Genomic DNA, 24,851 nt, shown 5'->3' with positions numbered 1-24,851 from the left:
GGAATCCCGGCGTAACAGGCGTATATCTTTACACTTGGCGACCCCAGTATCGAATTCCGTCATGTCCGAACCCGTCCGCCTCGACAAACGCCTCGCCGAACAAGTGCCCTGTTCGCGCACGGACGCCCAGCAATACATCGAGGGCGGCTGGGTGTCGGTGGATGGCGAGGTCGTCGAAGAGCCGCAGACCCTGGTCACGACGCAGACCGTCGAACTGGCCGCGGACGCCCGCCTCGAACCGATCGAGCCGGCGACGATGCTGCTGCACAAACCGGCCGGCCTCGACCTCCAGGACGCCGCCAGCCTGGTCGTCCCGGCCACGCACGCGCCCGGCGACCTGTCCGAGGTGCGCCTGCTCAAGCGCCACTTCCATCGCCTGACCCCGCTGGTCCCGCTCGACCGCGACGCCAGCGGGCTGGTCGTGCTGACCCAGGACGGCCGCGTCTGGCGCCGCCTGACCGAGGACTACGCCCAGCTCGAACAGGAGTTCGTCGTCGAAGTGGCCGGCGACCTGCTGCCCTACGGCATGCAGAAACTCGCCCACGGCCTGAGCTATCAGCGCCGCGAGTTGCGCCCGTGCAAGGTCAGCTGGCAGAACGAAACCCGGCTGCGCTTCGCGATCAAGGACGTGCAGCCGGGCCAGTTGCGCGACATGTGCCGCCAGGTCGGGTTCGACGTGGTCTCGATCCGCCGCCTGCGCATCGGCCGCATCTCGCTGAGCAAGATGCCGGTCGGCGAATGGCGTTACCTGCCGGTCGGCGAACGCTTCTGATCGCCGGGATCGGCTGAGCGAAAACCTGCACGGCCGCAACGCCGCTGCGCGGTGCGTTTGCGCGCCACGGCTCGTCCACAGCGGCGGCTTCGCGCTAGCATCGGCGCGACCCCACTGCGGGCAGCCGAAATGATCGACGCGCTGATCCTCGATTACGGCGGTGTCCTGCTCCATGAAGACCCGGCCGACTATCACCCGATCGACCGTTCTCTGGGCTTCGCCGAAGGTCGGCTGTGGGCGCTCGCGCACGGCATCGAGGCCTACCGGCCGTCGCGCATCGGAGCCCTGTCCGGCGAACAATTCCAACAGGCTCTGCATGCGCAGCTTCGTCGCCTGGCCGGCGACGCCGCCGCCGATGCGGCGATGGCGGCGCTGCTCGCTTACTACCGCACGAACGAATCGATACGCCCGGCGATGCGCGAGTTGCTCGCCTCGGCCAAAGGAACGATCAAACTCGCCGTGCTGTCGAACGCCACGCGCGGTTCGACTGCACGCCTGGAACGGCTCGGCCTGCTCGATCACGTCGATATCATCGTGTGCTCGGGCGACATCGGCATCGCCAAACCCGACCCGGAGTCGTACCTGTATGTCGCGCGTCGATTGGCGATCGCGCCCGAACGCTGCGCCTTCGTCGACGACGTGCAGACCAACGTCGACGCCGCGATCGCCCTGGGCATGCAGGCGATGCGCTATCACCACTCGCGTCATGACGAACTGATCGATGCCCTGCATCGCTGGCGAGTGCCGGGCTGAGATCGGGCCACATCCGATGCGCTAACCGCATCGACGCAGAACCGCCACGCCGACCTATGTTTTTTTATTACACGACCATAATTAGGCCGTTCCGCCCCCTCATCGACGCTCCAAAGTGTATTCCGAAGCACATAACGAGCTTTCGAGTTCGACAGGCCCGGCCATGCCGCTCGTCGGAAAATAGAAAAAAACCCGACAAATACTTACGCTTCCGGCTATCTCAACAGCCTTTGATCGGCGTTTCGATACCGTCCACAAGCCAAGACTTCATGACTAGGGCGCCTAGAAAAACACATAACGATAAATTCTAAATAAATCTCAAGAAAGTTAGCTACATTCGCCGCAACGGTTCATGTGCTATCGCCACAAGCTCCATCGATGCAGCACCGCGCCCCTCCCGCGGCCCCTCATCGAACCTCCGAGCACAGAGCGAGCAAGCACACCCCTCCGCGACAGGAGTGCAGTAGGTGATGCTCGCTTTCTCTTTCGACGATGCAGTCGATGCGCCGCCATTCGCGCAGGCCGCTCGTTCGCGCATCGCATGCGAATACGAACCTCGCCGCATGGCGATGCCCCGCCCGCATCGATCCCGTCCTGCGCAGCGCCTGCCGGTGCCGTGTCGCAGCCGGCATCGGCGCGAAACATCGAATGCGATCGGCCCGTCCCGTATGCCGCCCGCATCGAAGACACCGGCGCGATCCACGCCGGCCAGGACTCCACGGCAAAGGACATGCGTCATCGCCGCCCGCACGGACAAGGCGGCCCACTCGTATCGGAGCGCACCATGATGATTGTCGAATGGGCACGACGCTGGGGAGCGTTGTTGCTGCTGATCTTGCTTCCCCTGCAAGCCCTCGCTGCCGCACCCGGTGGCCACACTTTCTACCAATTCGACCCCAGCGCCACCGGGTTCGACACAGTCGATTTCGCCATTACCGTGGAATCGGACCCGGGCCCTCGCGCCAACGTGTTCTGGAGCAACCAGTTCTCCATCGCCGGTTCCGCCGGCTACACCGGCATGCAACGCCACTCCCAACTCGGCGGCTATCTCCTGCTTTCGATCTGGGGCGCGAGCGCGGGCCGGGTCGGCAGCGCGGGCAGCAGTTGCGGCCCGTTCGACGAGTTCGGCACCGGCTACAGCTGTCACATGACCTACGACTGGAAGGTCGACCACACCTATCAGTTCCATCTCGCACACGAAGGCGGCGGCTGGTTCGGCGTCACCGTCACCGACCTGACCACGGGGGCCTCGGTGAAGATCGGCAGCGTGCTCACCGCGGCCACCCAGATCTCGCCGAAAGGCATGGTCAACTGGGTCGAATACTGGGAGTGGAACTGGCCGGAGTCGAACTGCTACAACCAGCCCTATAGCCGCGCGGAATTCCTGCTTCCGATCGGCAACGCCGGCACGGTCTCTCCTCGCGTCGCCAGCATCTCGCGCAACAATGTTCCGGGCTGTTACGGCCGGATCGACACGCTGCCGTTCGGCACCGTGCACCACTACGCCATCGGCAACTCGCCGCGCGGTGCGGTGACCGATGCCGGCGGCCTGTGCCTGGATGCAAGAGGCGGCGCGACGACCAGCAACGTCCCCGCGCAAAGTTTCGCCTGCCACGGCGGCGACAACCAGGCCTGGGTGCACGGCGTCGATCGCACGCTGCGGCTGCGTTCCAACCTGTGCCTGGATGTCGCCAACGGACAGACCGCACCGGGCTCACCGGTGATCGTCTTCAGTTGCCATGGCGGCCGTAACCAGCTGTGGAACCGGGTCGGCAACCAACTGCGCAACGATCTGTCCGGCCTGTGCCTGACCTCGGCGGGCGCCGCTACGCAACTCACGATCCAGGCCTGCACCGCGCAAACGAATCAAAACTGGCAGATCCCCAAACCGGCGCCGTGAGCGGCCGAGTCAGAGCTGTCTCGCCGGATGCATCGCCGATGCCCCGCATCGGCGATGCACAGCGACACCGCACGAACATGCCCGGCCGCGCCGGAAGCGAATGCCGACGCAAGCAAACCCAAGACCCGCTCATGACTTACGCGCCAGCCTGAGCGGCCTGCATGGATGACGAACGCCACGGCGCGAGTACTGCTACAGCATCGGAGTTAGAGCAATGAAGATCGTCAAGTCGATACAACGCTGGGGAGCGCTGCTGCTGTTGGCATTGCTGCCCTTGCAGGTTATGGCCGCCGCCCCCGGTGGCCACACCTTCTACGAGTTCGACCCCGCCATCGCTGGGTTCGATTCGATCAATTACGGCATCACGGTGGAATCCGATCCCGGCCCTCGGGCCAACGTGTTCTGGGCCAATCAGTTCTGGCTCGTCGGCTATCCCGGCGGTTATACCGGCATGCAACGCAAGGCCGGCACCGGCGGCTACTTCCTGTTGTCCGTCTGGGGCGCGAGCGCCGGCAAGCTCGGCAGTGCCGGCAGCGTTTGCGCAGAATTCGATGAGTTTGGCACCGGCTACGGCTGCCACATCACCTATCAGTGGAAGGAGGGCCACACCTATCAGTTCCATGTCGCACATGAAGGCGATGGCTGGATCGGTGCGACCGTCAACGATCTCACCGACGGCACCAGCTTCAAGATTGGCAGCGTCCTCACCAAGGCGACCCAGATCTCGCCGAAGAACATGAACAATTTCACCGAGTACTGGGAGTGGAGCTGGCCCACGGTGAATTGCTACAACCAGCCCTATAGCCGTGCCGAGTTCCTCCTGCCGGTAGGCAATCCCGGCACGCCCTTGGCCAGTGTCGCTCGCGTACTCAGGACGAATATCCCGGCATGTAACGGCCGGATCGATCAGACGACGACCGGCAGCGTGCACCAACACGCGATCGGTAACTCGCCCCGCGGCCCGATCGTGCATTCCGGCAATCAATGCCTCGATGCCTACACCTATCAGAACGGCGTCCAGCCGATCCTCGCCACCTGCCATGGTCTGGATAACCAGGCCTGGGTCTATGGCGCGGACAAAACACTTCGTACCGCCTCGAATCTGTGCATCGATGCCTACAACGGTGGCACCACACCGGGCACGCCGATCTACGTCTACACCTGCCACGGCGGCGCCAATCAACAGTGGAACCGGGTCGGCAGCGAATTCCGCAGTGTCCAGTCCGGCCTGTGTCTGCGGGCCGCCGGTTTCGGCGCCGACTACCACTTGACCTTGCAACGTTGCGAACAGGGCTGGCAGATCCCGCTCGCGACACCTTGATCGAAGCGACGGTTTGGTCCATCCGGGCCAGACCGTTGCCGACTGTCCGGCCCATGACCGGCCTCGTCGGCGACCGATGCACAACAGTCCATCGAGAACTGCGGCGTGCAGGTAGCTCCGTACTGGACGATGCGCCGCCCCACGCTCTGAATTGGGTGAGCCGGCCTCCCAACCTCTCGTGGCTCGTTGGCGCCAAGAAGTCGTTGCCTCCCCGCCGGAGTCGATACGCGCCGATCGTCGCACCCGAAACTCAGTTGAGCGAGGTGTTCTCGCGCAGTTTGGCCACCACCAGGTCGACGAAGGTCCGCACCTTGGCCGAGGCATAGCGGCCTTCGCGATGCAGCACGTGCACCGGCACGGAGGTGTGTTCGTATTCGCCCAGGACGATCTTCAGCCGGCCGTCGGCAAGGTGCGGCGCCACTTGATACGACAGCAGGCGGGTGATGCCGAAGCCCTGCACCGCCGCCTCGATCGCCGCGTCGTTGGTGGTCACGCTCAGGCGGGGTTTCACCCGCACCGATTGCGCCTTGGCGCCGTCGCCGAATTTCCATTCGGTGGTCGGGCTGATGCCGAGCGCGGAGACGATGTCGTAGCGGACCAGGTCCGCCGGCGTCTTCGGCAATCCATGCCGGCGCAGATACTCCGGCGAGGCGCACAACAGCCGGCGCACCCGCGCCACGCGGATCGCCTGCATGCTCGAATCGGGCAGCTCGCCGATGCGAACGCCGACGTCGAGCCCCTCTTCGATCAGGTTGACCACGCGGTCGAGAAACAGCGCCGAGACCTGGGTCGCGGGATAGCGCTGCAAGTACTCGACCACGATCGGCAGCACGAACAATTTGCCGAACTGGACCGGCGCGGTGACGGCCAGGTGTCCGCGCGGTTCGGCATTGATGCCCGCGGCGGCTTCATCGGCTTCGTCGACCTCGGCCAGAATCCGCCGCGCGTCGTCGAGATAACGCTGGCCGGCTTCGGTGGCGCGCACGAAGCGGGTGGTGCGGTTGAGCAGTTTGACCGCGAGCCGCTGTTCCAGGCCGGCGATCGCCCGCGTCACCGCCGGAGGCGACAGGCCCAGCTTGCGCGCGGCGCCGGCGAAGCTCTGCTCTTCGGCGACCGCCACGAACACGCTCATGAGATGCAGTCGGTCCATCTCGATTATTCCTCTAACCGCAATAATGAATTTTGTAGCCCGGCGATTCTTATGGCAAGCGAAATGGCGGACAGTGGCGTCACCCCGAAGCCTGCAGGCAACCACGCCAGCCTCGGCCGCACCTAACTCCGCATCCCCCTCAGGAGCTTCCCATGAGCCGCATCGCCGTCATCGACCGCCACACCGCCGACACCGAACAACAGCAGTTGCTGGACGCCATCCAGCGCGAGCTCGGCTCGGTGCCGAATTTCCTCAAGGTCTTCGCCAACTCGCCGGCCGCCTTGCGCGCCTTCCTCGGCCTGCACGGCATCGCCAAGGAGGGCAGCCTCGACCTTCAGACCCGCGAGCGTATCGCCCTGGCCCTGGCCCAGCAGAACGCCTGCGAGTACTGCCTGTCCGCTCACACCGCACTGGGCCGCAACGCCGGTTTGAACGGCGACGAAATCGCCGCCAACCGCGCCGGCACCAGCCAGGACGCCAAGGCCGCGATCGCGGTGAAGTTCGCCCGCTCGCTGGTCGAGCACCAAGGCGAAGTGACCAGCGCCGAAATCGTCGAGGTGCGCGAGGCCGGCTTCAGCGATGCCGACATCGTCGAGATCATCACCCACGTCGGCATGAACCTGCTGACCAACATCCTCGGCAAGGCCAGCCGGGTCGAGATCGACTTTCCGAAGGTAGCCGTGGCCGCCTGAGTCGCCGGCCCCAGGCCGCAGTCGCCACCACGATCGCACACGACGATCACTAGAACCAAGGCCGGCGGCGCAGCATCGCCGCCGGCTGGAGTAGACCATGAGCCGCGCATTCGCCGACATCGCCTTCACTCCCAGCGTCAAAGACGCGCAGCAGCGTCATGGCAGCCGCGAGGCCAACCGCGCCTTCGAATTGGCCGAGGATGCGCGCGATTCGATCGGCGAGCGCGAGGCCGAGTTCATCGCCGAACGCGACAGCTTCTATCAGGCGACCGTGTCCGAATCGGGCTGGCCCTACGTCCAGCACCGCGGCGGCCCGGCCGGTTTCCTCAAGGTGCTCGATGCGAAGACGATTGGCTTTGCGGATTTCCGCGGCAACCGCCAATACCTCAGCGTCGGCAATCTCGCCGCCGACGGCCGCATTTCGCTGATCCTGATGGACTATCCGAACCGGCGCCGGTTGAAGATCTGGGGCCGCGCGCGCATCGTCGACGAAAGCAGCGACGCCGCCCTGATCGCCCGACTGGAAGTGCCTGCGTACCGCGCCCGGGTCGAACGCGGCATCGTCATCGAGGTCGAAGCCTGCGATTGGAACTGCCCGCAACACATCACCCCGCGCTACACCGAGGCCGAGATCGAACGCATCGCGCCGGCACGGCCAACGCCGACGCTCGAGGAAACGCCGCGCGCCGCCGGGGCCGCCATCTGGGGTGAGGGCCCGCTGGAACTGGTCGTCGCCGGCGTCAGGCAACTCACCGCAAGAGTGCGGGCTTACGAACTGCGCCATCCGCAGGGCGATGCCTTGCCGGCGGTCGCCGCCGGTGCGCATCTGCGGGTGCCGGTGCAACTGGACGGCAAGACCGAACTGCGCCACTACTCGATCAGCTCCGACCCTTCGCGGCGCGATGTCTACGAGATCGCGGTGCTGCGCGAAGACGCCGGGCGCGGCGCATCGAAGGCCCTGCACGCGGGGTTCGAGCTGGGGCTGCGCCTGCGTTGCGAACTTCCGCGCAACGACTTCGCGCTGAGCGAAGACGCGCGCCCCGTGGTCCTGATCGCCGGCGGCATCGGCATCACCCCGATCAAGGCCATGGCGCACACGTTGGCGCGACGCGGACAGCCGTTTCAGATTCACTACGCCGGCCGCAGCACGCGCGAACTGCCGTTCCGGCAGACCTTGCAGGCCGAGTTCGGCGAACGCCTCAGCCTGTATCCGGCCGATCAGGGCGTGCGCCTGGACCTGCCCGGCTTGTTGTCGAACCTGGCAGCGGATGCGCTGATCTATGCCTGCGGCCCCACTCGCCTGATCGATGAGCTCAACACCGTCGCCGCCAGTGTAGGGATCGGCGAACGGATCCGGATCGAACGCTTCGATGCGGCCGCACGGCCGGACGACCGCGCCATCGAGGTCGAGTTGCGCCGCTCGGAGCGGCGGATTCGTGTCGCCGGCTCACAGACCATCCTCGATGCGCTACTGCAAGCCGGGGTGAGCACGCCGTCGGACTGCAGGGTGGGCAATTGCGGCACCTGCGCGGTCAAGGTGCTCGATGGAGTACCCGAGCATCGCGACAGCGCCCTGAGCGCTGCCGAAAAGGAGCGCGCCGCCTTGATGTGCATTTGCGTGTCGCGGGCGCATTCCGACCATCTCGCGCTGGATCTCTAGCGCGTCAATGCGGTATCCCACCGTCGTTTCGATCCGCCGGTCCTTGCGACCCGAGCGATCTCCCCCACTCTGCCGAGACCCGTCATGCTTCGATTGTCCGCCGCCCTTATGAGTGCAGCCCTTATGAGTGCAGCTCTTATGAGTGCAGTTCTTGTAAGCGCCGCGCTTCTACTTTCGCCACTCTCGGCCGAGGCTTCCGCCACCGCCGAGACCTTGCCGCCCACCTCCGAGCGCCCCATGACCACCCATCACCATATCGCCGTCGACGGCACCGAACTGTTCTATCGCGAGGCCGGCCCCAAGGACGCGCCGGTCATCGTGCTGCTGCACGGCCTGCCGAGTTCCTCGCACATGTTCCGCGAGCTGATGCCGCTGCTCGCCGACCGCTATCGGGTCATCGCGCCGGACTATCCCGGCTTCGGCGCCAGCGCCGCGCCCTCGCCGGCCGGGTACGACTACAGCTTCGATCGGCTAGCACAGAGCGTCGATCGATTGCTGCAGGCACTCAAGGTCGAGCGCTACAGCCTCTACCTCTTCGACTACGGCGCGCCGGTCGGCTTTCGCCTGGCCGTCGAGCACCCGGAACGCATCCAGACCCTGATCGTGCAGAACGGCAATGCCTACGACGAAGGCATGGGCACGTTGTGGGACCCGTTGCGCGCTTATTGGAAGGAGCCCACCCCGCAACGCTCTAACTTGCTCGCGGAAAAGCTGCTGAGCCTGGCCTCGACCCAATGGCATTACCTCGAAGGCGTGCGTGACCCGGCGGCGATCGCGCCGGAGAACTGGCTGCTCGACCAGGCCTTGCTCGACCGGCCGGGCGTGCAGGAGATTCAGCTGCGCCTGCTCTACGACTACGGCTCCAATCCCGCCAGATACCCGCAATGGCAGGCCTATTTCCGCGAACATCGGCCGCCGATGCTGGTGCTGTGGGGCAAGAACGACCCGATCTTCCTCAGCGCCGGCGCCCACGCCTACCAGCGCGACCTGCCCGAGGCTGAAGTGCATTTGTTCGACACCGGGCATTTCGCGCTCGAAGAAGACGCGCAGCCGATCGCCCTGCGCATGCGCAGCTTCCTGGGCCGCCACCTGGGCGAGACGCAGGCCACCCAAGATTGACCGATGCAGAACCAGCGCCGCCACGGTGTCCGCGGCGGCGCTGGTTTGATCATTGCGCTACCCGATCCGTGCGAATCGACGGACCGCGAACGAACGGATCAGCCCTTGGGCAACAGCAGCTTGCAGCTGCGGATCGCGGCCTGCGCCGCCGCCACGTCGGCGTTGCGGCGGTAGTGATAGCCGCCCTTGAACGCGCCCATCAGGATTTCCTTCTCGATATAGGCCACTTCGCCGGCCGTCACCTCGAAGCTCATCGGTTCCTTGCATTTGCCGTCGCCGCTGAGCACGTGCTGGCCCGGCTCGACCACCAGGCGGTAGAAGCAATAACCGCGGGTCTGGCCGACCGGCTGGCCGTCGAGCACCACGTCCATGCCGACCAGGACCGCGACGAACTGCTTGCGATAGAGGTAGATCACGCCCTTGCCGGGCTCGGGCTGGAAGTTCAAGGCCGCCGCGGTTTCCGCCGACGTCGCCTTGCGGGTGGCCTGGTTCTTGAACGCGAACAACCAGATCAGGTAGACCACGAAGCCGAGGACCAGCAGGCCGATCAGCCAGTTGAGGAAGCTCGACCCGCTGGCCATCGAGGCCAGCACGCGCCCCGCGATGGCGCCGACGATGATCAGCGGAAGGATTTTGAGAAAACTTGCACGACCCTGTGCCATGACGATCCTGAAGCGTTATTCGGGGCGACAGGATAGTCAATCGCAGCCTTGACGGCATGCACGCGATCGGGCGGTTGCCGGCGCAAGCCCGTGCAGACCCGTCGCAAGCTCGCGCGTACCGGCTACGGCGCCAGGGCGATCTTCTCCGGCGCCACCAGGGCATCGAGTTCGGCGGCGATCTCCGCGGCGATGGCCACCGGCACGCCCCAGTAATCGAAGATGCCGCCGTCGCGACGGTTCTGCCCGCAGGTCACGAACACGCCGGTGCCGAATTTTCGCTTGAGCCGCGAGGCCAGCCAGCCGACGAAACCGCTGTTGTCGACGCGGCCCGGAAAATGAAACCGGAACAAGGCGAACAGGTCCTCGGCTGGGTCCTCGCAAGGCACGAGTTGGCTCCAGACCGCGTCGTCGCGGACCAGGGCCAAGGCATCGGCGCGCACCGCAGCGGGGAAATCGACCAATGGAAATTCGAGAAAGGCATAGGTACCCGGATACGCCAACAGGCGCGCCTGCTTGGTCACCGCCAGCAAGCGGGTATTGGTTTGTTCGATCGTTTCCTGCGATATATCTACCACTGCAACCTCCGCCGGCCGCTGGCGGCCTGATGATGGATGGCACGCCCGAGTTTCGCCGCGATGCCTTGAGGACGAGGTTTACTCCAGCCAATGCCGGATGCGCTCGTACACCTGCGGGTCGCCGAGCAGATCGAGATGATGCAGGCCGCGGCCGACCCATTGCCGCGACGTGGGTATGCGCAGATCGAAGGCCGGATCGGGATGATGCCCGAGCGCGCTCGCGACCGGCACCAGGCCGTCGCCGCTGAGCGTGGCGCGATCCTCGCCTTTCGCTGCAGCGCGCTTGTCGGTCGAGACCGCCACCGCGTAACTGCGCACCTGCGCCGGTAGCGGCACCGGCGTACGCGCGTCGCGGCGCCCGTCGCGGCCGTGCTTGCGCCAGTCCGAATCGAGCAGATTGCCGTGGCGCAAGTCCTGGATGCCGGCGCTGCGGATCTTGCCGAGGCGCGCGAACGGCGCGGTGTAAGGACTGCGGCCGATCAACATATCGAACCAGCTGCCGGCGCGTTCGAGCGGCGCACCATGATGCGGCGTGCCGAGGAAGACCAGGCTGTCGAGCCGCGCCGGCCAATCGTGCCCGGCACGCGCGGCGGCATCGCAGGCGCTGCGCGCGACCAGGCCGCCCATGCTGTGGCCGACGATGGCGAAGCGTTCCACCGGCACCGGCCACTCGCGCAGCAGACGCTCCAGGCGCGCGGCGAATTCGCCGCCGTTGCTGGAGATATGGCGGCCGCTGTTGTAGTGCAGATACACCGGCGTCCAGCCCGCATCGCGCGCCAGCGCAGCACCGTGATCGTGTCCGTTCCACTGCCATTGCAGGTCGTTCATGCACAGGCCGTGCACCATCACCAACAGCTTGCCGGTCGCCTGCGGGTACGCGGCCGCCAAGGCCTTGCGGCCGAGCCGCAGGGGCTCGCCGTCGCGGCGCAGGCGCATGCGGATCGCGAGCGGATTGGCGGTCGCGGCGAGGTGATCGCCGAGCACGCCGTTGAGCGCGGACACCAGGCCGTCGCGTTGCGGCGGCGACTCGATCCGGTCCAGCAGCGGCGCGAACTGCGCCAGCGCCAGGTCGAGGCCGTCGCCGACGAAACGCGCGATGCCGCGCACGCTGCGATAGACCAACCCGCTGATGCCGCGGGTCGGGTCCAGCACCGGCGCGCCGAGCGGCCCCGGCAAGGCGACGATGGTGGCGTGGACGGATTCGACCAGATCGACCACGCCGGTGATCGCGTCGATGGTCAACCGGCCGATGCCGCGCAGGTCTGCGCCGGGGCCGTTGCCGGCGTCGGCCGGGGACGAACGTTGCGGCATGAGCGTCCAGCGCTTAGCGGCGGGCCCCCAGCCTAGCGCAGTCGGCGCCGCCGGCGCGTTCTGGCGTACTGTGGACGCGCGGCGGCGAGGCCGCGCCATAACGGCTCGCGCCGGACCGGAGACGAGTGCCGATGACCGATACGAATTTCGAAGGCGGTTGCCTGTGCGGCGCGATCCGCTATCGCGCCACCGCGGCGCCGTTGCGCGGCGTGATCTGCCACTGCGGCCTGTGCCGCCGCCATTCGGGTGCGCCGGCGCTCGCTTTCGTGCATTTCCCGGCCGAGGCCTTCGCCTGGCTCGCATCGCCGCCGGCCTGGTACCGCTCGTCCGACTATGCCGAACGCGGCTTCTGCCCGAACTGCGGCAGCACCCTGGGCATGCGCGAAAGCGTGCTGGCCGATCGGGTGCAGGTCTGCATCGGCAGTCTCGACCAGCCCGAGCGGGTGCGCATCGACGACCACGTCTGGACCGGCTCGCAGTTGCCGTGGTTCGAAGTCGCCGACGAGCTGCCGCGTTTCGACCGCAGCAGCTCGGCGGTACCGTCCAAGGCCTAGCCGACGCCTCGCGGATTCGGTCGGGCTCAGCGCTGCGCCGGCGCGATCATGCTCTGGAAATAGTCGATGCCCTGGCCCCAGGCGCCGCCGTGTTGCTGGGCGATCTTCTGCACCTGTGCGCCGGTGCCGCCCTTGCTCCAGTCGCCCTGCCATTCCAGCATCACCGCCAGCCAGGTCACCGGCACCGCGCCGGCCTGGATCATGCGCTGCACCGCCATGTCGTGCGATTCGTGCGAGACATCGCCGCTGGCATCGACGACCACATAGACCTCGTAGCCGTCGCGCAGCGCCGACAACACCGGCAGGGTCACGCAACTGTCGGTCCACAAGCCGCTGACCAGCAGTTTCTTGCGGCCGGTCTTGCGCACCGCCTCGCGGATGCGCGGGTCCTGCCAGGGGTCGATCGCGGTGCGGTCGTAGGGCACCAGCTCCGGACGCGCCTGGGTGAGCTGCTTGAAGAACGGGCCGCCGAACTTCTCGGCGCTGATCGTCGCGTACAGGGTCGGAACTTCGAAGGCCTTCGCCGCCTTGCTCAAACCTTCGGCGTTGTTGATGAGCTTGCCGACTTCGATCGACTGCACCGAGAACACGAACTGCGGCTGGTAATCGACCATCAGCACGACGCTGTTGTCCGGGGTCAACGGAGTGCGCAGGTCGGCGTGGGCCGGCAGGAACGCAGCAGCGAAGAGCAAGCTTGCGGTGATCGACCGCCGCATAAAAGCCGTGGGCAAAGACATGACGAACACCATCGCAACGCTGGAGGCCGATTGGCCGGTGCCGGATACCGTACGCACGCGCGCCGACGGCGACGGCGCCAGTTGCTGCGATTTCGCTGGAGCCAGTGGCCCGATGCCAACGAAGCACTCAAGGACAAGAGCGGCTTGCCGCTCTTGTCCTTGAATCAATCAATTAGAGAGTCGATCAGAGGCTGCGGAACAGCGAACCGATCAGCAGCAGGACGAAGCCCAACGCCACCAGCCAGAACGCGAAGCCCGCGAGGAACGGCAGATAGCCGAGTCGCGCGGCGATGCCGGCGCCGCCGGCCAGCAGGGAAATGAAGAAGATGGGGAAGCTGGGCGGGGTCAGACGCATAAGAAACCTCGATGGCGGAAGACAGATGCAGATGCGCGCAAGCTTTGCGCTGGGTTCGTGCTGGCTTTGCGCTGGCTTTGCGCTTGGCTTGCGCTAGGTCCGGGCCAGGCTGGCGATGAGCGCGGCGATCACGGCCAAGATCGACGCAACCGTCAAGGCGGCCACCAGCGAGGCCGATGGCCCATGCCCGTGATCGTCTTGCGGAGTTTGCTTGTTCGATTTGCCGCTCATGCCGCTGGCTCCTGCCATGCCGATACCTGCATGAGGGAATGCACACGAATCGTGCCAACGCCGCGGGTCCGCGAGAGCCACCAACGGCGCGCTCAGTGCCGCAAAGCACACTAGTCGGCGCAGGCGTCAAAACTGCTTATCGCGTCACATTTTGACCCGTACCGTCCCCATCACAGACCTTGTCGCTGTCGGTTCGCCGACGCTGCTCAGCTCGATCCGGCATAAGCACATAACCGTTGCAGCCGGCCGCGGGCATGGCCCCGCCTTACAATGCCGACCGCCTCACGGTTTGCCGGGTGATAGTGTGGCGGTCCGACGCCCGCCCTCGGAGTGGCGCCGTGCCGCGCCGCACGGCCTCGCCTCTCCCGCACAGCCACGCCCACGACGGTCCATGATCCAATTCCAGCAGGTCCATAAATCGTTCCGCGTCGGCGGTCACGAGGTGCCGGCCTTGCTGCCGCTCGATCTCGACATCGTCGAAGGCGAGGTGTTCGGCATCATCGGCCACTCCGGCGCCGGCAAATCCACCCTGATCCGGCTGATCAACGGCCTCGAACGCCCCAGCGGCGGGCGGGTGCTGGTCGACGGCGAAGACGCCAGCGCGCTCGACGGCGCCGGCCTGCGCACGCTGCGCCAGCGCATCGGCATGATCTTCCAGCACTTCAACCTGCTGTCCTCGCGCACGGTGGCGGCCAACGTCGCCTTTCCGCTCGAGCTGGCCGGCACCTCGCGCGCCGAGATCGCCGCCCGCGTCGCCGAATTGCTCGCCCGGGTCGGCCTGAGCGCGCACGCCGACAAATACCCGGCGCAGTTGTCGGGCGGGCAGAAGCAGCGCGTCGGCATCGCCCGCGCCCTGGCCAGCCGGCCGCGTATCCTGCTGTGCGACGAGGCCACCAGCGCGCTCGACCCGCAGACCACCGCCTCGGTGCTGGCGTTGTTGGCCGAGATCAACCGCGAGCTCGGCCTGACCATCGTCCTGATCACTCACGAGATGGAAGTGATCCGCCGCGTCTGCGACCGCGTCGCCGTGCTCGACGCCGGCCGCCTGGTCGAAAGCGGCCCGGTCGCCGACGTATTCCTGCATCCGCGCCATCCGACCACGCGCCGCTTCGTGTCCGAGGCCGAGCACGTCGACGAAGGCGGCCTGCACCGCGATTTCGCCGCGGTGTCCGGGCGTTTGCTGCGCCTGACCTTCATCGGCGAACACACCTACGAGCCCTTGCTCGGCCGGGTCGCGCGCGAGACCGGCGTCGACTACAACATCCTCGCCGGCCGCATCGACCGGATCAAGGACACGCCTTACGGCCAGCTCACCATCGCCCTGGTCGGCGGCGACAGCGATGCCGCCATCGCCGCGCTCGGCGCGGCCGGCGTGCACGTCGAGGAGATCGCGCGATGAGCCCGAACCCAGGTTGGTTGCAACACCTCGACGCCGGCAAGTGGGGCGAGATCGGCCAGGCCACGCTCGACACCTTGCTGATGCTGGCCGGCGCCTTGCCGCTGACCCTGTTGATCGGGCTGCCGCTCGGCATCGCCCTGTTCCTGACCGGCCCGCGCCAGCTGCGCGCGCAGCCGCGCCTGTACGGCGTGTTGTCGCTGATCATCAACATCCTGCGCTCGGTACCTTTCATCATCCTGATGATCGTGATGATTCCGCTGACCCTCGCGGCGATGGGCACCTCGCTCGGCGTGCGCGGCGCGATCCTGCCGCTGGTGGTCGGCGCGGCGCCGTTCTACGCGCGCTTGGTCGAAACCTCGCTGCGCGAAGTCGACCGCGGCATCATCGAGGCCTGCCAGGCGATGGGCGCGACGACGCGGCAGATCGTGTTGCGCGCGCTGCTGCCCGAAGCCCTGCCCGGCTTGATCGCCGGCGCCACCGTGACCACCGTCGCCCTGATCGGCTATACCGCCATGGGCGGCGCGATCGGTTCCGGCGGCCTCGGCGACCTCGCCTACCGCGACGGTTATCTGCGCTCGCACACCGACGTGGCGGTGGTGACGGTGCTGCTGTTGCTGCTGCTGGTGCAAGCGCTGCAGACGCTCGGCGACAAACTCGTGGCGCGCTTCAGCCGACGCTGAGCGGCCGCTCCAAGCTATCGAATCGATCGAGGACGCAAGATGAAAAAGCTGATGGCCATCCTGGCACTGACCGCCGCGGGCCTGAGCGGTTGCGGCGACGGCAACGATGCGGCGTCGCAAAAGCTCACCGTCGCCGCCACCGCGGTGCCGCATGCGGAAATCCTCGAAGTGGTGAAGCCGCTGCTGGCCAAGCAAGGCGTCGAGCTGGACGTGCGCGTGTTCAACGACTACGTGCAGCCCAACGACCAGGTCGCGCAGAAGCTGCTCGACGTCAGCTATTTCGAGACCGAGCCCTATCTCGACTCCTACAACCGCAGCCGCGGCACGAAGCTCACCACCATCGTCGGCGTGCACATCGAGCCGTTCGGCGCCTACTCGCGCAAGTTCAAGTCGCTCGACGCGCTGCCGCAGGGCGCCGACGTGGTCATCCCCAACGACCCCAGCAACAACAGCCGCGCGCTGATCCTGCTGCACAAGTCCGGGGTGATCCAGCTGCGCGACCCGACCGATGCGCTGGCGACCCTGCGCGACATCACCGCCAACCCCAAGCAGCTCAAGTTCCGCGAACTCGACGCGGCGATGCTGCCGCGCATCCTCGACCAGGTCGACCTGGCCCTGATCAACACCAATTACGCGCTCGACGCCGGCCTCGACCCGACCAAGGACGCGCTCGCCATCGAAGGCCGCGACTCGCCCTACGTCAACTTCCTGGTCGGCCGACCGGACAATCTCGACGACCCGCGGGTCAAGAAGCTCGCTGCGGCGTTGACCGGCCCGGAGGTCAAGAGCTTCATCGAGAAGAAGTACCGCGGCGCGGTGTTGCCGGCGTTCTGAGCCCGCACGACTCGCCTCGCGTGTCGCACACGAGGTGACCGACACAGTCGGATTCACGGACGAGTGGCGCAATGCAGCCGGACCGGCAGCGCCACGCATCGATCCGCGAACCGATGGCATCGGACCCGCGGTGTGTGCGGCTCGAAGGCTGATCGACGCACCCGCACGATGCGCGGCGAACGCGCGTCCGATCGCGATCGGGCAAGCAGTGCCCGGAGTCGCCGATCCGGGCCGGCCGCCTTCGTCTCCGGCCCACCCATTCAGCCATCCCGACACCCGGCCGTCGGCCGGCACGGCGCCGGCCTTGGCCCGGGCGTTTCCGAAACTGGGTCCGAAGTTTCACAACCGATGAGATCGGCGCCCGAACCGAGATTGACCGTGCTCCCAGCCGCCCCGTATAGCTGGCGCGCGGGCCGCCGGGCTCGGTCGCTAGCGTCGAGCGCCCCGGCTTGCTGCATGGAACTTCCGCAGGTCACATCACAACGAGGGATTGTTATGAAGAAGACGATCGAGATATTCATCATCAAGTCGCGTCCGGTCTTGATCGATGCCACCAAGGCGATCACGGCCCAGGGCATCACGCCGGTGCTGACGCCGCAGGAGAAAGAACTCCTGGAGAAGCTGGCGAAATAACCGGGCCGCATCGCGCGACCGACTCCGGCGCGCCGGCTGCCCGCCGCGACCGCGGCGAGGCATCAACCGCCGTAAGCGATTCGGCGCCGACCCCGGACCTTGCGTATCGCCGGCCCGCTAGCGGGCGGATTCGCTGGGACCGACATCGTCGAACGCTTCGGCGCGTCGCACCAACCTGCAACGACACCACCTCAAGGGACTGTATGAAGAAGCTCATCGGAACGACCATCGTCAAGTCCGTCCCGCACCTGCTCCTCGCCAACAAGATCGAGCAGGACAAGGACATCAAGCCGGCACCGACGCCGGAAGAGAAAGCCATCCTGGACAAGCTGGCTAAGTAAACCTTGCTTCCATCCTGATCGAACGGGCGGCACGAACCCAGGTTCGTGCCGCTTCGTTCCGCTACACCCGCAAGGAGCGACTGCATGATTCCGCTGGAGCGAGAGCGATCGCTGGCCGACGCCGAACGCGTCATCCGCAGGTTCGTAAGCCAGCAGGGCTGGCGCATACGGACCCAAGCCCACGGCGAGCGCCTGCAGTCCACCGTCTGCACCCTGCACGGCGGCGACGACGAAGTCATCGCCAGCGGCTTCGGCAAGGGCGATGGCGAGGCGGCCCGGGTCGGCGCCATCTACGAAGCGGTCGAGCATCTGTACACCAACTCGCCGCCTGCCGGCGAACGCATCGATTTCATCCGTTCGACCGATCTGTTCCACGACCCCCGCTACGCCGGGCTGCCGTTCCTGTCGGCGTTCGGGCAGAACCCGCGGCAGCGCCTGGCGTGCCGGACTTATCGCCCCTTCTTCGGCGACGGCGCCGAAGTGCCGGTGCCCTTGTTCCTGACGTTTCCGAACTACCTGGACAAACTTCCGGCCGAGGACGACTTCGACTACTCCAGCGTCATCCGCTATGGCTCCAACAGCGGCATCGCGATCGGCGCCAGCGTCGAGGAAGCCGCGGTGCACGCGATAGGAGAATTGGTCGAGCGCGATTCCTGGTCCCTGTTCCTGGTCGCGCACTACCTCGGCGAGCCGGCCAGCCTCGGCAGCGTCATCGATCCACAGTCGCTGCCGCCACAGGTCGCCGCGATCCACCAGGCCGCCAACGCTCAGCTCGGCCGCGGCATCGTCCTGATCGAGGTGACCAGTGACCTCGGCTTCCCCGCCTTCATCGCCACCACCGACCGGATTCTCGACGACGAAGTGGTGTACCCGAGCGGCTTCGGTGCGTCTTTGTACGCCGCCCATGCCGCCATCCGCGCATTGACCGAACTCGTGCAATGCGTCGGCATCCGCGAGCAGTTGCCGAGCATGCACGAGTACAGCCGCCTCGCCCTGGAGGCTCTGGGCGAATACCGAAAGCTCAGGGACTGCGCGTATTTCCAGGTATCGGCCGAGCGGCTCGAAACGGTCGAATGGTCGCATCCTACGCGCGAAGTCCAGGCGCCCAAGGCGCTGCTGCGCGAGATGGTGACCCTGCTGCAGCACAAGGGCATTCACCTCTACCACGCGGTCAACCACCGGCAGGGCGATGACTTCTGCGTGGTCAGCTGCGTTTCCTTCGAGCTCGAACGGTTCCTGCTGGTCGCCTCGGGCATCGCCATGGCCCCGGGCAAACGCGGCATGGATCTGCTGGCCGGCAAGCTGCAGGTGCAGGTGCCGGCGCTGGAGCGCACCGGCTAGTCAACGCTGGAGCAGGAAACCGAGCACCGCGCTCATGAACTCGGCCGGGTATTCGACGTTCGACAGATGCACCGCCGGCAGCACCAGCAGGCTCGCCCCGGGCACGCTCGCAGCGATGGCCTCGCCGTGGCTGGCCAGGGTCACCGTGTCGTAGCGCCCGGCGATCACCAGGGTCGGGCGCGACAGACCCGACAAGGCCTGGCGCATATCGAGGTCGCGCACCGCCGCGTAATTGCCGGCCAAGCCGCGCGGGTCGGTGGCCAGCAACATGCCGCGGAAAGCCTGGATCGCCGGCCCGTTCGCCTCGCGCATCGCCGCCGGGAACCAGTTGCCGAGGAACATCTCGGCGGTGTCGGCCATGTCTTCGACCCCCAGCACCGAGGCGATCCGTTCCGCCCATTGATCGGCCGGCCCGAGATAGGCCGAGGTATTGCTCAGGATCAGCCGGCCGATGCGCTCGCCGGCATGCACACCGAGCCATTGCCCGATCATGCCGCCGAGCGACAGACCGAGAAAATGCGCGCGCCCGATGCGCAGGGCGTCGAGCAGCTCGATCACGTCGCGACCCAGTCGTTCCAGCGAGTACTCGCCCGCCGACACGTCGGAGGCGCCGTGGCCGCGCGTGTCGTAACGCAGCACGCGGAAGTGCCGCGCCAGTTCCGCCACCTGCGCATCCCACATGTGCAGGTCGGTGCCGATCGAATTGGACAGCACGAGCACCGGGCGATCGGCATCGCCGTCGAGGCGGTAGGCGATGCGCACGCCGTCGCCGGTGGTGAGGTAAGACAGTTCGTTCATGGCGTAGCTCCGTTCGGACAGGCCCTTGGGAGCGGCATGGGCGGTCGGCCGCCCGGTGTCGCTCCTGCAACGGCAGACGCCGTGTCACCAATGCTAGTTGCGGCCGATCCCGGCGGATATTACAAAGCTCGTACATTCTTTGTAGTCAAATCCGACATGAGCGCCTTCACCCTGCACGACCTGCAATGCTTCGATGCGGTGATCCGCGCCGGCGGTTTCCAGGCCGCGGCGGCGACCCTGCATCGCTCGCACCCGGCGGTGTTCGCCGCGATCGCGAAGCTGGAGCGCCAGCTCGGTTTCGATCTGCTCGACCGCAGCGGTTATCGGGTGCGTCCGACCGACGCCGGCCAGTCCTTCCATCGCCGCGCCCAGGCCCTGCTGCGCGAGATGGAAGCGCTGCGCACCCACGCGACCCAGTTGGCCATGGGCGAGGAAAGCGAGCTGCGGGTGGTCATCGGCGATCTTTGTCCGAGGCCGCAGATGCTGGCGTTGCTGGGCCGTTTCTTCGCCGCGTGCCCCGCTACCCGTCTGCACCTGCATTTCGAGGCGGTGGGCGGGCCGCTGGAACGCTTGTTCGACGGCGACGCCGATCTGATCCTGCACCGAGTCGACAAGCGCGACCCGCGCATCGAATGGACGGACCTGTGCCCGGTGCCGTTCGTACCGGTGGTCGCCGTGGGCTTCCTGCCGTTCCCGGTCTCGCGCGCGATCAAGCCCGAGCGCATGCGCGAGTTCACCCAATGCGTCATGCGCGACAGCGCGCGTCACTCGCCGCCGCGCGACTACTTCATGATCGAAGGCGCGCACCAATGCACCGTCGCCGACCAGCTCATGAAGAAGGACCTCATCCTGCAAGGCATGGGCTGGGGCCACATGCCGCGCTTCCTGATCGAACAGGAACTGCGCGAGGGTCGGCTGCATTCGATCGCCGGCCGCTACCTGCCCGGCAGCGTCGAGGACCTGGTGGCGGCGCGGCGCAGCGACCGCGCGCACGGCCCGGTCGCGAACCGGCTGTGGAACTATTTGTGCGAACAGGCGCCGCGGTTTCGCGAGTCGGTCGAGGCGACGGCCGTGCCGGCGCGCAAGCGAGCGCTCAAGGCTGCCCGCTCACCGAACAAACGCGGATGACGCGACCCGGTGCCGCAGCGGCCGCATAACGCAAGCCACGCACCGATCCGTCCATACGCCTGCGCCGCGTCGCCGCAGTGCCTGCCGATTCATGTCTGTGTTGCACGCTTGGCGATGCCCGTGCTGGCCTGTCCGGCCGACGCCTGTCGTTGGCTTGGTCGTAACTGGACTCAAGGCCACAGGAGTAGCCGATCATGAACACCGCGTTGCACACCGTACTTTGGATTTCTCTCGCCCTCGCCGCCGCAGCCGCAGGTTGCAGCCCGGTCGCGGCCAGCCAGGTCAGCGGTTGGTGGGGCGGCAATTGGACCTGCACCATCGACGGCCGCCCGGCCAAGATGAAATGGAGCGCCGTCGACGACAGCCAGACGACCTGCGACGGCGATGTCTGCAGCAGCACCTCCGGCGTGCGCTGGCAGGGGCGTTTCTCCGACAACGGCTCGCGTTGGGTGGCGTTGAACCACCCACGCCGCGGCAACAACGGCGGCCTGTATTTCAACCATGCCGACGGCAATCGCTGGTATCTGCCCACGCCGACCGGCAACCGCAGCAAGGGATGGACGACCTGGAACGGTCAGCGCTATCCGCTGGTGTGCTGGCGCTGAAGCCGCTCGTTCGCCGCGCCATCGCGCACGTTCAGCGGTTCGACGGCCGCCTGCACCGAGGTTCGGGCAGGCGGCCGTCGCTACACCGATTCACTCGCGCCGCGCCGTTGCCGCGAGGCGGCGGGTGAAGAATCCCAGGATCTCGTCGCGCGCGGCGATCGTCGGCTGGCCGGCTTCGTCGATCAGGTGCGCCGTCACCACGCTGTGCGGGCCGGCGACGACATGCTCGAAGAACGGCGCCAGGCCCTCGCGATTGGCGGCGCTGTCGGGCAGCACCCGCGCGACGAAACGCTCGCCGAGCGCTTCGCTGTAAGCGACGAAACGCTGCGCCTTGCAGAAGCGGTCGCCGTCGAAGCGATAGGCCATGACGGTCAGGTCTTCGCGTTCCAGGCGTTGCCGCACCGCGGCGAGCTCCTCGGGCGCGCTCTCCAGCCCGGCCGGGTCGTCCAGCGGCAGCGAGGGCTGCGCCAGCACCGGCGCCAGCACTGCCGGCTCCAGCATCATGCTCAGGGCGAAATTGCCGGTGAAGCACATGCCGATCGCGCCGACGCCCGGGCCGCCGCATTCGCCATGCGCCAGTCGCGCCAACGCCCGCAGCCATCGGGCGACCGGGCTCGAACCCTGGCCGGCGAAGGCGCGGAACTCGGCACTGATGCAGGCGCGCTGGAACGTCGCCTTGCTCTCCTCGACCCCGGGCACGGCGCCGTCGCGGCCGAACAACGAGGGCATGTAGACGGTGAACCCGGCATCGCGAACCCAGCGGGCGAAGCGCGCCACCTGCGGACTGATGCCGGGCATCTCGGTCATGACGATGACCGCCGGCCCTGCGCCGGCGACGTGCACGCGCTTGCCGACGCCGTCGAGGCCGATCGTGCGCGGCTCGAAATCGTCGAGCGGGTCGGGCTGGCTCAGGTCGGGCTTGGGCATGGCGCGTGTTTCCTTTGATCGGCCGCAGCGCATGCGGCGACATCGGCACAGGCGCATTGCAACCCGCCGGGCGCTAGACTTCGAGTGTCCGCTTGGACATGTTTCGGGCGTTTCCGGCCATGCACGATTTCACCGTCCTGATCCTGCCCGGCGCCTACGCCAGCAGCGCCGCCGTCACCCTCGACCTGCTCGGCGCCGCCGCCGCGCTCGCGCCCCGGCTGAAAACGCCGCGGCCGAGCTGGCGGGTACTGTCGCCCGACGGCGGCAGCGTGCTCCTCGGCAACGGTCTGCGGGTCGACAGCCGTGCGATCCCCGCCCGGGTGCGCGACGACGCCTCGACCTGGGTCGTGCCGGGACTGGGCGTGGACCAGCCGGCGCAACTCGCCGCTCGCCTGATCCGCGCCGATGCGCAGCGTGCGATCGCCGCGCTGCGTCGGCACGCCGCACGAGGCGGCCGCGTCGCCGCCTCGTGCTCGGCGGTGTTCCTGCTGCAGGCGGCCGGCCTGCTGCACGGACGCCGGGTCACGACTTCGTGGTGGTTGGCGGCGGAGCTGCAACGCATCGCCCCCGATTGCAGCGTGGATGCCGACCGCATGGTCTGCAGCGACGGGCCGGTCAGCACCGCCGGTGCGGCCTTCGCCCAGTCGGACCTGATGCTGCACTTGCTGCGCACCCGCTTCGGCAGCGAGCTGGCCGAGGTCGTCGCCAAGCTGTTGTTGCTCGACGGCCGCCAGGCGCAGGCGCCGTTCGTGATCCCGTCGATGCTGGCGAGCGGCAACGAGTTGGTGGCCCGGCTGACCCGACGCATCGAGTCGGCACTGCCGCATCCGCCGAGCCTGCCCGAGCTCGCCGCGGAGTTCGCGATGTCGCCGAGAACCCTGGCCCGGCACGTGCGTGCCGCCACCGGCCGGACCGCGTTGGCCCTGATCCAGAGCGTGCGCCTGAACCGCGCGCGGCGCTTGATCGAGACCAGCCGCATGAGCATCGAACAGGTCGCCGCGCAGGTCGGCTACGAGGATGCGACCGCGTTGCGGCGGCTGATGCGCAAGGCCACCGGCGCCACGCCGAGCCGGTTTCGCACGAACCAATACCCGGCATCCTCAGGGTAGGAGCGGCGCGAGCCGCGACTACGAAGTTTCGGCATGCGGCGCCACGACATGCAGGCGACGAATGCATTCGCCATGATGGGATCGCCTTCCGGCTCCACGCGGGCTGCGCCGGCAGCCGCGGTTTCGCGGTCGCGGCTCGCGCCGCTCCTACCCTTTAAAGCGCTACGCGCCTCAGCGCCCGTCGATCAGACGTATCGCGATATCGGGCGAGAACTGCCCGGCCGGGATGCCCGGCGCGATGCCGCAATTGCCGTCGGAGTCGCCCGGCACCTTGATCCACAACAGCATCTCCGCACCGCTGCCGCTGTTCTGCGACACCGTGCCGAGCTTGCGGCCGGGCGGGTTGCACCACTCGCCGTTGGAGCCGTTGCCGTTGCGGCTGGTGTCGACCAGGAACGGCTTGGGGTAACCGAACTGCCGCTGCAGGGCGCCGGCGACCGCGGCGCCGTAAGCATTCGACTCGGCGGTGGGGTAGTAGTTCGACACGTTCAGGGCGAAACCGCGAATGCCTTTGACCCCGGCCGAGTTCAGGCGCCGCGCCATTTCGTCGGCGCCGATCCAGCGGGCGTTGCCGCCGTCGTGGTAGACCAACGCATTCGGCGCGCGCAACTTGAACTCGCTCGCAGCGTATTGCAGCAGGCCGGTGCGGATCGTGCGCTGATCTGCGGGCAGGCAATCCAGCTGGGCCAGGGCATCGGGCTCGATCACCACCACCGCGCGGCGGCTGCCGATGCCCGCGGCAAAGCCGGAGATCCAGGCGCGATAGGCCTCGGGACTGCCGGCGCCGCCGCCGGAATGGCTGCCGCAATCGCGGCCCGGAATGTTGTAGGCGACCAGGATCGGCAGCTTGTCCGCGGCCTGCGCCGCGCCGACAAAGCTGGCGACCGCGGTATTGATGGTGCCGCTCCAGTTGCCGAACCAACGCGCCATCGGCCGGGTCGCGATCGCGCTGCCGATCCGCGTCGCGCGCGCATCGCCGGCATGGTCGCGCACCCAGATCGCCGGGTTCGAGTACGGGTCGACATAGAAGCCGCCGCTCTGATTGGCCGCGGTCGCTGCGCTCGGCGCCAATGCGGCGAAGCACAGGGCGACGACGCCCGCGACGAAACGGCGCTGCCGCCGCGGGCGAGCCGCGGGGCCGGCCATGGAATATCGATGCATGAATCCTCCTGCACATGTCCGGCTGCGCGACCTGCGCGAACCGATGACGCAGAAGGTGACCTCGAAACCGGCCGGGCTCTTCCAAGCGCCTCACACTTTCGAG

At 67.2% G+C, this 24,851-nt stretch carries 27 protein-coding genes; 17 read left to right on the top strand and 10 right to left on the bottom strand.

Annotated elements, in window-relative coordinates; all coding sequences use genetic code 11:
* Positions 1-61 precede the first annotated feature (61 nt).
* From ACTOWK_RS09950 to ACTOWK_RS09935, 4 genes are all read left to right on the top strand, one after another.
* Entirely contained in the window at positions 62-772 is a 711-nt protein-coding gene (locus ACTOWK_RS09950) for an rRNA pseudouridine synthase (protein ID WP_441330011.1), read from the top strand.
* A gap of 129 nt (positions 773-901) precedes the next feature.
* Positions 902-1,525, top strand: a complete 624-nt coding sequence (locus ACTOWK_RS09945) for an HAD family hydrolase (RefSeq protein ID WP_441330010.1) — start codon at positions 902-904, stop codon at positions 1,523-1,525.
* A 784-nt stretch (positions 1,526-2,309) separates the two neighbouring features.
* Positions 2,310-3,425, top strand: coding sequence for a ricin-type beta-trefoil lectin domain protein (locus ACTOWK_RS09940; RefSeq protein WP_441330009.1), 1,116 nt, complete (start codon positions 2,310-2,312; stop codon positions 3,423-3,425).
* A gap of 214 nt (positions 3,426-3,639) precedes the next feature.
* The gene (locus ACTOWK_RS09935; RefSeq protein ID WP_441330008.1) at positions 3,640-4,746 is read left to right on the top strand and encodes a ricin-type beta-trefoil lectin domain protein; all 1,107 of its coding nucleotides are present in this window, start codon (positions 3,640-3,642) and stop codon (positions 4,744-4,746) included.
* Between the two features lie 250 nt (positions 4,747-4,996).
* Here the strand turns inward: ACTOWK_RS09935 and ACTOWK_RS09930 are convergent, their stop codons facing one another.
* A complete protein-coding gene (locus tag ACTOWK_RS09930) occupies positions 4,997-5,896 on the bottom strand; it encodes a LysR family transcriptional regulator (protein ID WP_441330007.1) in 900 nt (299 codons plus the stop codon).
* 152 nt (positions 5,897-6,048) lie between these two features.
* Between ACTOWK_RS09930 and ACTOWK_RS09925 the strand changes: the two genes are divergently transcribed.
* From ACTOWK_RS09925 to ACTOWK_RS09915, 3 genes are all read left to right on the top strand, one after another.
* On the top strand, positions 6,049-6,588 hold the full coding sequence (locus tag ACTOWK_RS09925; RefSeq protein WP_441330006.1) for a carboxymuconolactone decarboxylase family protein: 540 nt from the start codon (positions 6,049-6,051) through the stop codon (positions 6,586-6,588).
* Between the two features lie 97 nt (positions 6,589-6,685).
* Positions 6,686-8,248 carry a 2Fe-2S iron-sulfur cluster-binding protein gene (locus ACTOWK_RS09920; RefSeq protein ID WP_441330005.1) on the top strand — a complete coding sequence of 521 codons (1,563 nt, stop codon included), beginning with the start codon at positions 6,686-6,688 and terminating at the stop codon, positions 8,246-8,248.
* Positions 8,249-8,485: 237 nt separating this feature from the next.
* Positions 8,486-9,367, top strand: a complete 882-nt coding sequence (locus ACTOWK_RS09915; protein ID WP_441330004.1) for an alpha/beta fold hydrolase — start codon at positions 8,486-8,488, stop codon at positions 9,365-9,367.
* Between the two features lie 98 nt (positions 9,368-9,465).
* On the opposite strand, the gene ACTOWK_RS09910 is transcribed toward ACTOWK_RS09915, so the two are convergent.
* From ACTOWK_RS09910 to ACTOWK_RS09900, 3 genes are all read right to left on the bottom strand, one after another.
* Positions 9,466-10,029: a DUF2846 domain-containing protein gene (locus tag ACTOWK_RS09910; protein ID WP_441330003.1), complete on the bottom strand. Its 564-nt coding sequence runs from the start codon at positions 10,027-10,029 to the stop codon at positions 9,466-9,468.
* 122 nt (positions 10,030-10,151) lie between these two features.
* Positions 10,152-10,604, bottom strand: a complete 453-nt coding sequence (locus tag ACTOWK_RS09905; protein WP_441330002.1) for a DUF6196 family protein — start codon at positions 10,602-10,604, stop codon at positions 10,152-10,154.
* Between the two features lie 78 nt (positions 10,605-10,682).
* Complete coding sequence (locus tag ACTOWK_RS09900) at positions 10,683-11,915, bottom strand: esterase/lipase family protein (protein ID WP_441330001.1); 1,233 nt, start codon at positions 11,913-11,915, stop codon at positions 10,683-10,685.
* Positions 11,916-12,046: 131 nt separating this feature from the next.
* On the opposite strand from ACTOWK_RS09900, the gene ACTOWK_RS09895 reads away from it, so the two are divergent.
* Complete coding sequence (locus ACTOWK_RS09895; RefSeq protein ID WP_441330000.1) at positions 12,047-12,469, top strand: GFA family protein; 423 nt, start codon at positions 12,047-12,049, stop codon at positions 12,467-12,469.
* Positions 12,470-12,495: 26 nt separating this feature from the next.
* Here the strand turns inward: ACTOWK_RS09895 and ACTOWK_RS09890 are convergent, their stop codons facing one another.
* The 3 genes from ACTOWK_RS09890 to ACTOWK_RS09880 all read right to left on the bottom strand — a co-directional run bounded on the left by ACTOWK_RS09890 (position 12,496) and on the right by ACTOWK_RS09880 (position 13,792).
* Complete coding sequence (locus tag ACTOWK_RS09890) at positions 12,496-13,161, bottom strand: hydrolase (RefSeq protein ID WP_441329999.1); 666 nt, start codon at positions 13,159-13,161, stop codon at positions 12,496-12,498.
* A gap of 229 nt (positions 13,162-13,390) precedes the next feature.
* Positions 13,391-13,561, bottom strand: a complete 171-nt coding sequence (locus tag ACTOWK_RS09885; RefSeq protein ID WP_169795656.1) for a hypothetical protein — start codon at positions 13,559-13,561, stop codon at positions 13,391-13,393.
* A gap of 93 nt (positions 13,562-13,654) precedes the next feature.
* Positions 13,655-13,792, bottom strand: a complete 138-nt coding sequence (locus ACTOWK_RS09880; protein ID WP_441329998.1) for a hypothetical protein — start codon at positions 13,790-13,792, stop codon at positions 13,655-13,657.
* A gap of 391 nt (positions 13,793-14,183) precedes the next feature.
* Here ACTOWK_RS09880 and ACTOWK_RS09875 point away from each other — a divergent pair, with 391 nt between their 5' ends.
* The 6 genes from ACTOWK_RS09875 (at position 14,184) to ACTOWK_RS09850 (ending at position 19,020) form a co-directional block, all read left to right on the top strand.
* Positions 14,184-15,191, top strand: coding sequence for a methionine ABC transporter ATP-binding protein (locus ACTOWK_RS09875; protein ID WP_441329997.1), 1,008 nt, complete (start codon positions 14,184-14,186; stop codon positions 15,189-15,191).
* Positions 15,188-15,871 carry a methionine ABC transporter permease gene (locus ACTOWK_RS09870; protein WP_441329996.1) on the top strand — a complete coding sequence of 228 codons (684 nt, stop codon included), beginning with the start codon at positions 15,188-15,190 and terminating at the stop codon, positions 15,869-15,871. Before ACTOWK_RS09875 ends, ACTOWK_RS09870 begins: the two co-directional genes overlap by 4 nt.
* Before the next feature lie 39 nt (positions 15,872-15,910).
* Complete coding sequence (locus tag ACTOWK_RS09865; RefSeq protein ID WP_441329995.1) at positions 15,911-16,705, top strand: MetQ/NlpA family ABC transporter substrate-binding protein; 795 nt, start codon at positions 15,911-15,913, stop codon at positions 16,703-16,705.
* 495 nt (positions 16,706-17,200) lie between these two features.
* Positions 17,201-17,338 carry a hypothetical protein gene (locus tag ACTOWK_RS09860; RefSeq protein WP_161786052.1) on the top strand — a complete coding sequence of 46 codons (138 nt, stop codon included), beginning with the start codon at positions 17,201-17,203 and terminating at the stop codon, positions 17,336-17,338.
* A gap of 203 nt (positions 17,339-17,541) precedes the next feature.
* The gene (locus tag ACTOWK_RS09855; RefSeq protein ID WP_441329994.1) at positions 17,542-17,679 is read left to right on the top strand and encodes a hypothetical protein; all 138 of its coding nucleotides are present in this window, start codon (positions 17,542-17,544) and stop codon (positions 17,677-17,679) included.
* Positions 17,680-17,763: 84 nt separating this feature from the next.
* Positions 17,764-19,020 carry a YcaO-like family protein gene (locus ACTOWK_RS09850; protein ID WP_441329993.1) on the top strand — a complete coding sequence of 419 codons (1,257 nt, stop codon included), beginning with the start codon at positions 17,764-17,766 and terminating at the stop codon, positions 19,018-19,020.
* Here the strand turns inward: ACTOWK_RS09850 and pcaD are convergent, their stop codons facing one another.
* Positions 19,021-19,818: a 3-oxoadipate enol-lactonase gene (gene pcaD, locus ACTOWK_RS09845; RefSeq protein ID WP_441329992.1), complete on the bottom strand. Its 798-nt coding sequence runs from the start codon at positions 19,816-19,818 to the stop codon at positions 19,021-19,023.
* 156 nt (positions 19,819-19,974) lie between these two features.
* On the opposite strand from pcaD, the gene ACTOWK_RS09840 reads away from it, so the two are divergent.
* Together ACTOWK_RS09840 and ACTOWK_RS09835 are read left to right on the top strand one after the other, a co-directional pair.
* Positions 19,975-20,946, top strand: coding sequence for a LysR family transcriptional regulator (locus ACTOWK_RS09840; RefSeq protein WP_441329991.1), 972 nt, complete (start codon positions 19,975-19,977; stop codon positions 20,944-20,946).
* Positions 20,947-21,140: 194 nt separating this feature from the next.
* A complete protein-coding gene (locus tag ACTOWK_RS09835; RefSeq protein ID WP_441329990.1) occupies positions 21,141-21,551 on the top strand; it encodes a DUF6006 family protein in 411 nt (136 codons plus the stop codon).
* 90 nt (positions 21,552-21,641) lie between these two features.
* On the opposite strand, the gene ACTOWK_RS09830 is transcribed toward ACTOWK_RS09835, so the two are convergent.
* Positions 21,642-22,478, bottom strand: a complete 837-nt coding sequence (locus ACTOWK_RS09830; RefSeq protein ID WP_441329989.1) for a dienelactone hydrolase family protein — start codon at positions 22,476-22,478, stop codon at positions 21,642-21,644.
* Between the two features lie 119 nt (positions 22,479-22,597).
* On the opposite strand from ACTOWK_RS09830, the gene ACTOWK_RS09825 reads away from it, so the two are divergent.
* Positions 22,598-23,587 (top strand): GlxA family transcriptional regulator, encoded by a 990-nt coding sequence (locus ACTOWK_RS09825; RefSeq protein ID WP_441329988.1) that lies wholly within the window; start codon positions 22,598-22,600, stop codon positions 23,585-23,587.
* 171 nt (positions 23,588-23,758) lie between these two features.
* Here ACTOWK_RS09825 and ACTOWK_RS09820 read toward each other — a convergent pair whose 3' ends face one another.
* The gene (locus ACTOWK_RS09820) at positions 23,759-24,748 is read right to left on the bottom strand and encodes a glycoside hydrolase family 6 protein (RefSeq protein WP_441329987.1); all 990 of its coding nucleotides are present in this window, start codon (positions 24,746-24,748) and stop codon (positions 23,759-23,761) included.
* Positions 24,749-24,851 lie beyond the last annotated feature (103 nt).

The organism is Lysobacter sp. CA196 (assembly GCF_052078695.1).
Taxonomy (GTDB): Bacteria; Pseudomonadota; Gammaproteobacteria; order Xanthomonadales; family Xanthomonadaceae; genus Lysobacter.
The sequence above is the reverse complement of the archived record's forward strand: the minus strand, read 5'-3'. Positions and strand labels throughout refer to the sequence as shown.

Coding starts and splice junctions, on each gene's coding strand:
- ACTOWK_RS09950 (WP_441330011.1), top strand. CDS start 62: ATGTCCGAACCCGTCCGCCTCGACAAACGCCTCGCCGAACAAGTGCCC.
- ACTOWK_RS09945 (WP_441330010.1), top strand. CDS start 902: ATGATCGACGCGCTGATCCTCGATTACGGCGGTGTCCTGCTCCATGAA.
- ACTOWK_RS09940 (WP_441330009.1), top strand. CDS start 2,310: ATGATGATTGTCGAATGGGCACGACGCTGGGGAGCGTTGTTGCTGCTG.
- ACTOWK_RS09935 (WP_441330008.1), top strand. CDS start 3,640: ATGAAGATCGTCAAGTCGATACAACGCTGGGGAGCGCTGCTGCTGTTG.
- ACTOWK_RS09930 (WP_441330007.1), bottom strand. CDS start 5,896: ATGGACCGACTGCATCTCATGAGCGTGTTCGTGGCGGTCGCCGAAGAG.
- ACTOWK_RS09925 (WP_441330006.1), top strand. CDS start 6,049: ATGAGCCGCATCGCCGTCATCGACCGCCACACCGCCGACACCGAACAA.
- ACTOWK_RS09920 (WP_441330005.1), top strand. CDS start 6,686: ATGAGCCGCGCATTCGCCGACATCGCCTTCACTCCCAGCGTCAAAGAC.
- ACTOWK_RS09915 (WP_441330004.1), top strand. CDS start 8,486: ATGACCACCCATCACCATATCGCCGTCGACGGCACCGAACTGTTCTAT.
- ACTOWK_RS09910 (WP_441330003.1), bottom strand. CDS start 10,029: ATGGCACAGGGTCGTGCAAGTTTTCTCAAAATCCTTCCGCTGATCATC.
- ACTOWK_RS09900 (WP_441330001.1), bottom strand. CDS start 11,915: ATGCCGCAACGTTCGTCCCCGGCCGACGCCGGCAACGGCCCCGGCGCA.
- ACTOWK_RS09895 (WP_441330000.1), top strand. CDS start 12,047: ATGACCGATACGAATTTCGAAGGCGGTTGCCTGTGCGGCGCGATCCGC.
- ACTOWK_RS09885 (WP_169795656.1), bottom strand. CDS start 13,561: ATGCGTCTGACCCCGCCCAGCTTCCCCATCTTCTTCATTTCCCTGCTG.
- ACTOWK_RS09880 (WP_441329998.1), bottom strand. CDS start 13,792: ATGAGCGGCAAATCGAACAAGCAAACTCCGCAAGACGATCACGGGCAT.
- ACTOWK_RS09875 (WP_441329997.1), top strand. CDS start 14,184: ATGATCCAATTCCAGCAGGTCCATAAATCGTTCCGCGTCGGCGGTCAC.
- ACTOWK_RS09870 (WP_441329996.1), top strand. CDS start 15,188: ATGAGCCCGAACCCAGGTTGGTTGCAACACCTCGACGCCGGCAAGTGG.
- ACTOWK_RS09865 (WP_441329995.1), top strand. CDS start 15,911: ATGAAAAAGCTGATGGCCATCCTGGCACTGACCGCCGCGGGCCTGAGC.
- ACTOWK_RS09860 (WP_161786052.1), top strand. CDS start 17,201: ATGAAGAAGACGATCGAGATATTCATCATCAAGTCGCGTCCGGTCTTG.
- ACTOWK_RS09855 (WP_441329994.1), top strand. CDS start 17,542: ATGAAGAAGCTCATCGGAACGACCATCGTCAAGTCCGTCCCGCACCTG.
- ACTOWK_RS09850 (WP_441329993.1), top strand. CDS start 17,764: ATGATTCCGCTGGAGCGAGAGCGATCGCTGGCCGACGCCGAACGCGTC.
- pcaD (WP_441329992.1), bottom strand. CDS start 19,818: ATGAACGAACTGTCTTACCTCACCACCGGCGACGGCGTGCGCATCGCC.
- ACTOWK_RS09840 (WP_441329991.1), top strand. CDS start 19,975: ATGAGCGCCTTCACCCTGCACGACCTGCAATGCTTCGATGCGGTGATC.
- ACTOWK_RS09835 (WP_441329990.1), top strand. CDS start 21,141: ATGAACACCGCGTTGCACACCGTACTTTGGATTTCTCTCGCCCTCGCC.
- ACTOWK_RS09830 (WP_441329989.1), bottom strand. CDS start 22,478: ATGCCCAAGCCCGACCTGAGCCAGCCCGACCCGCTCGACGATTTCGAG.
- ACTOWK_RS09825 (WP_441329988.1), top strand. CDS start 22,598: ATGCACGATTTCACCGTCCTGATCCTGCCCGGCGCCTACGCCAGCAGC.
- ACTOWK_RS09820 (WP_441329987.1), bottom strand. CDS start 24,748: ATGCATCGATATTCCATGGCCGGCCCCGCGGCTCGCCCGCGGCGGCAG.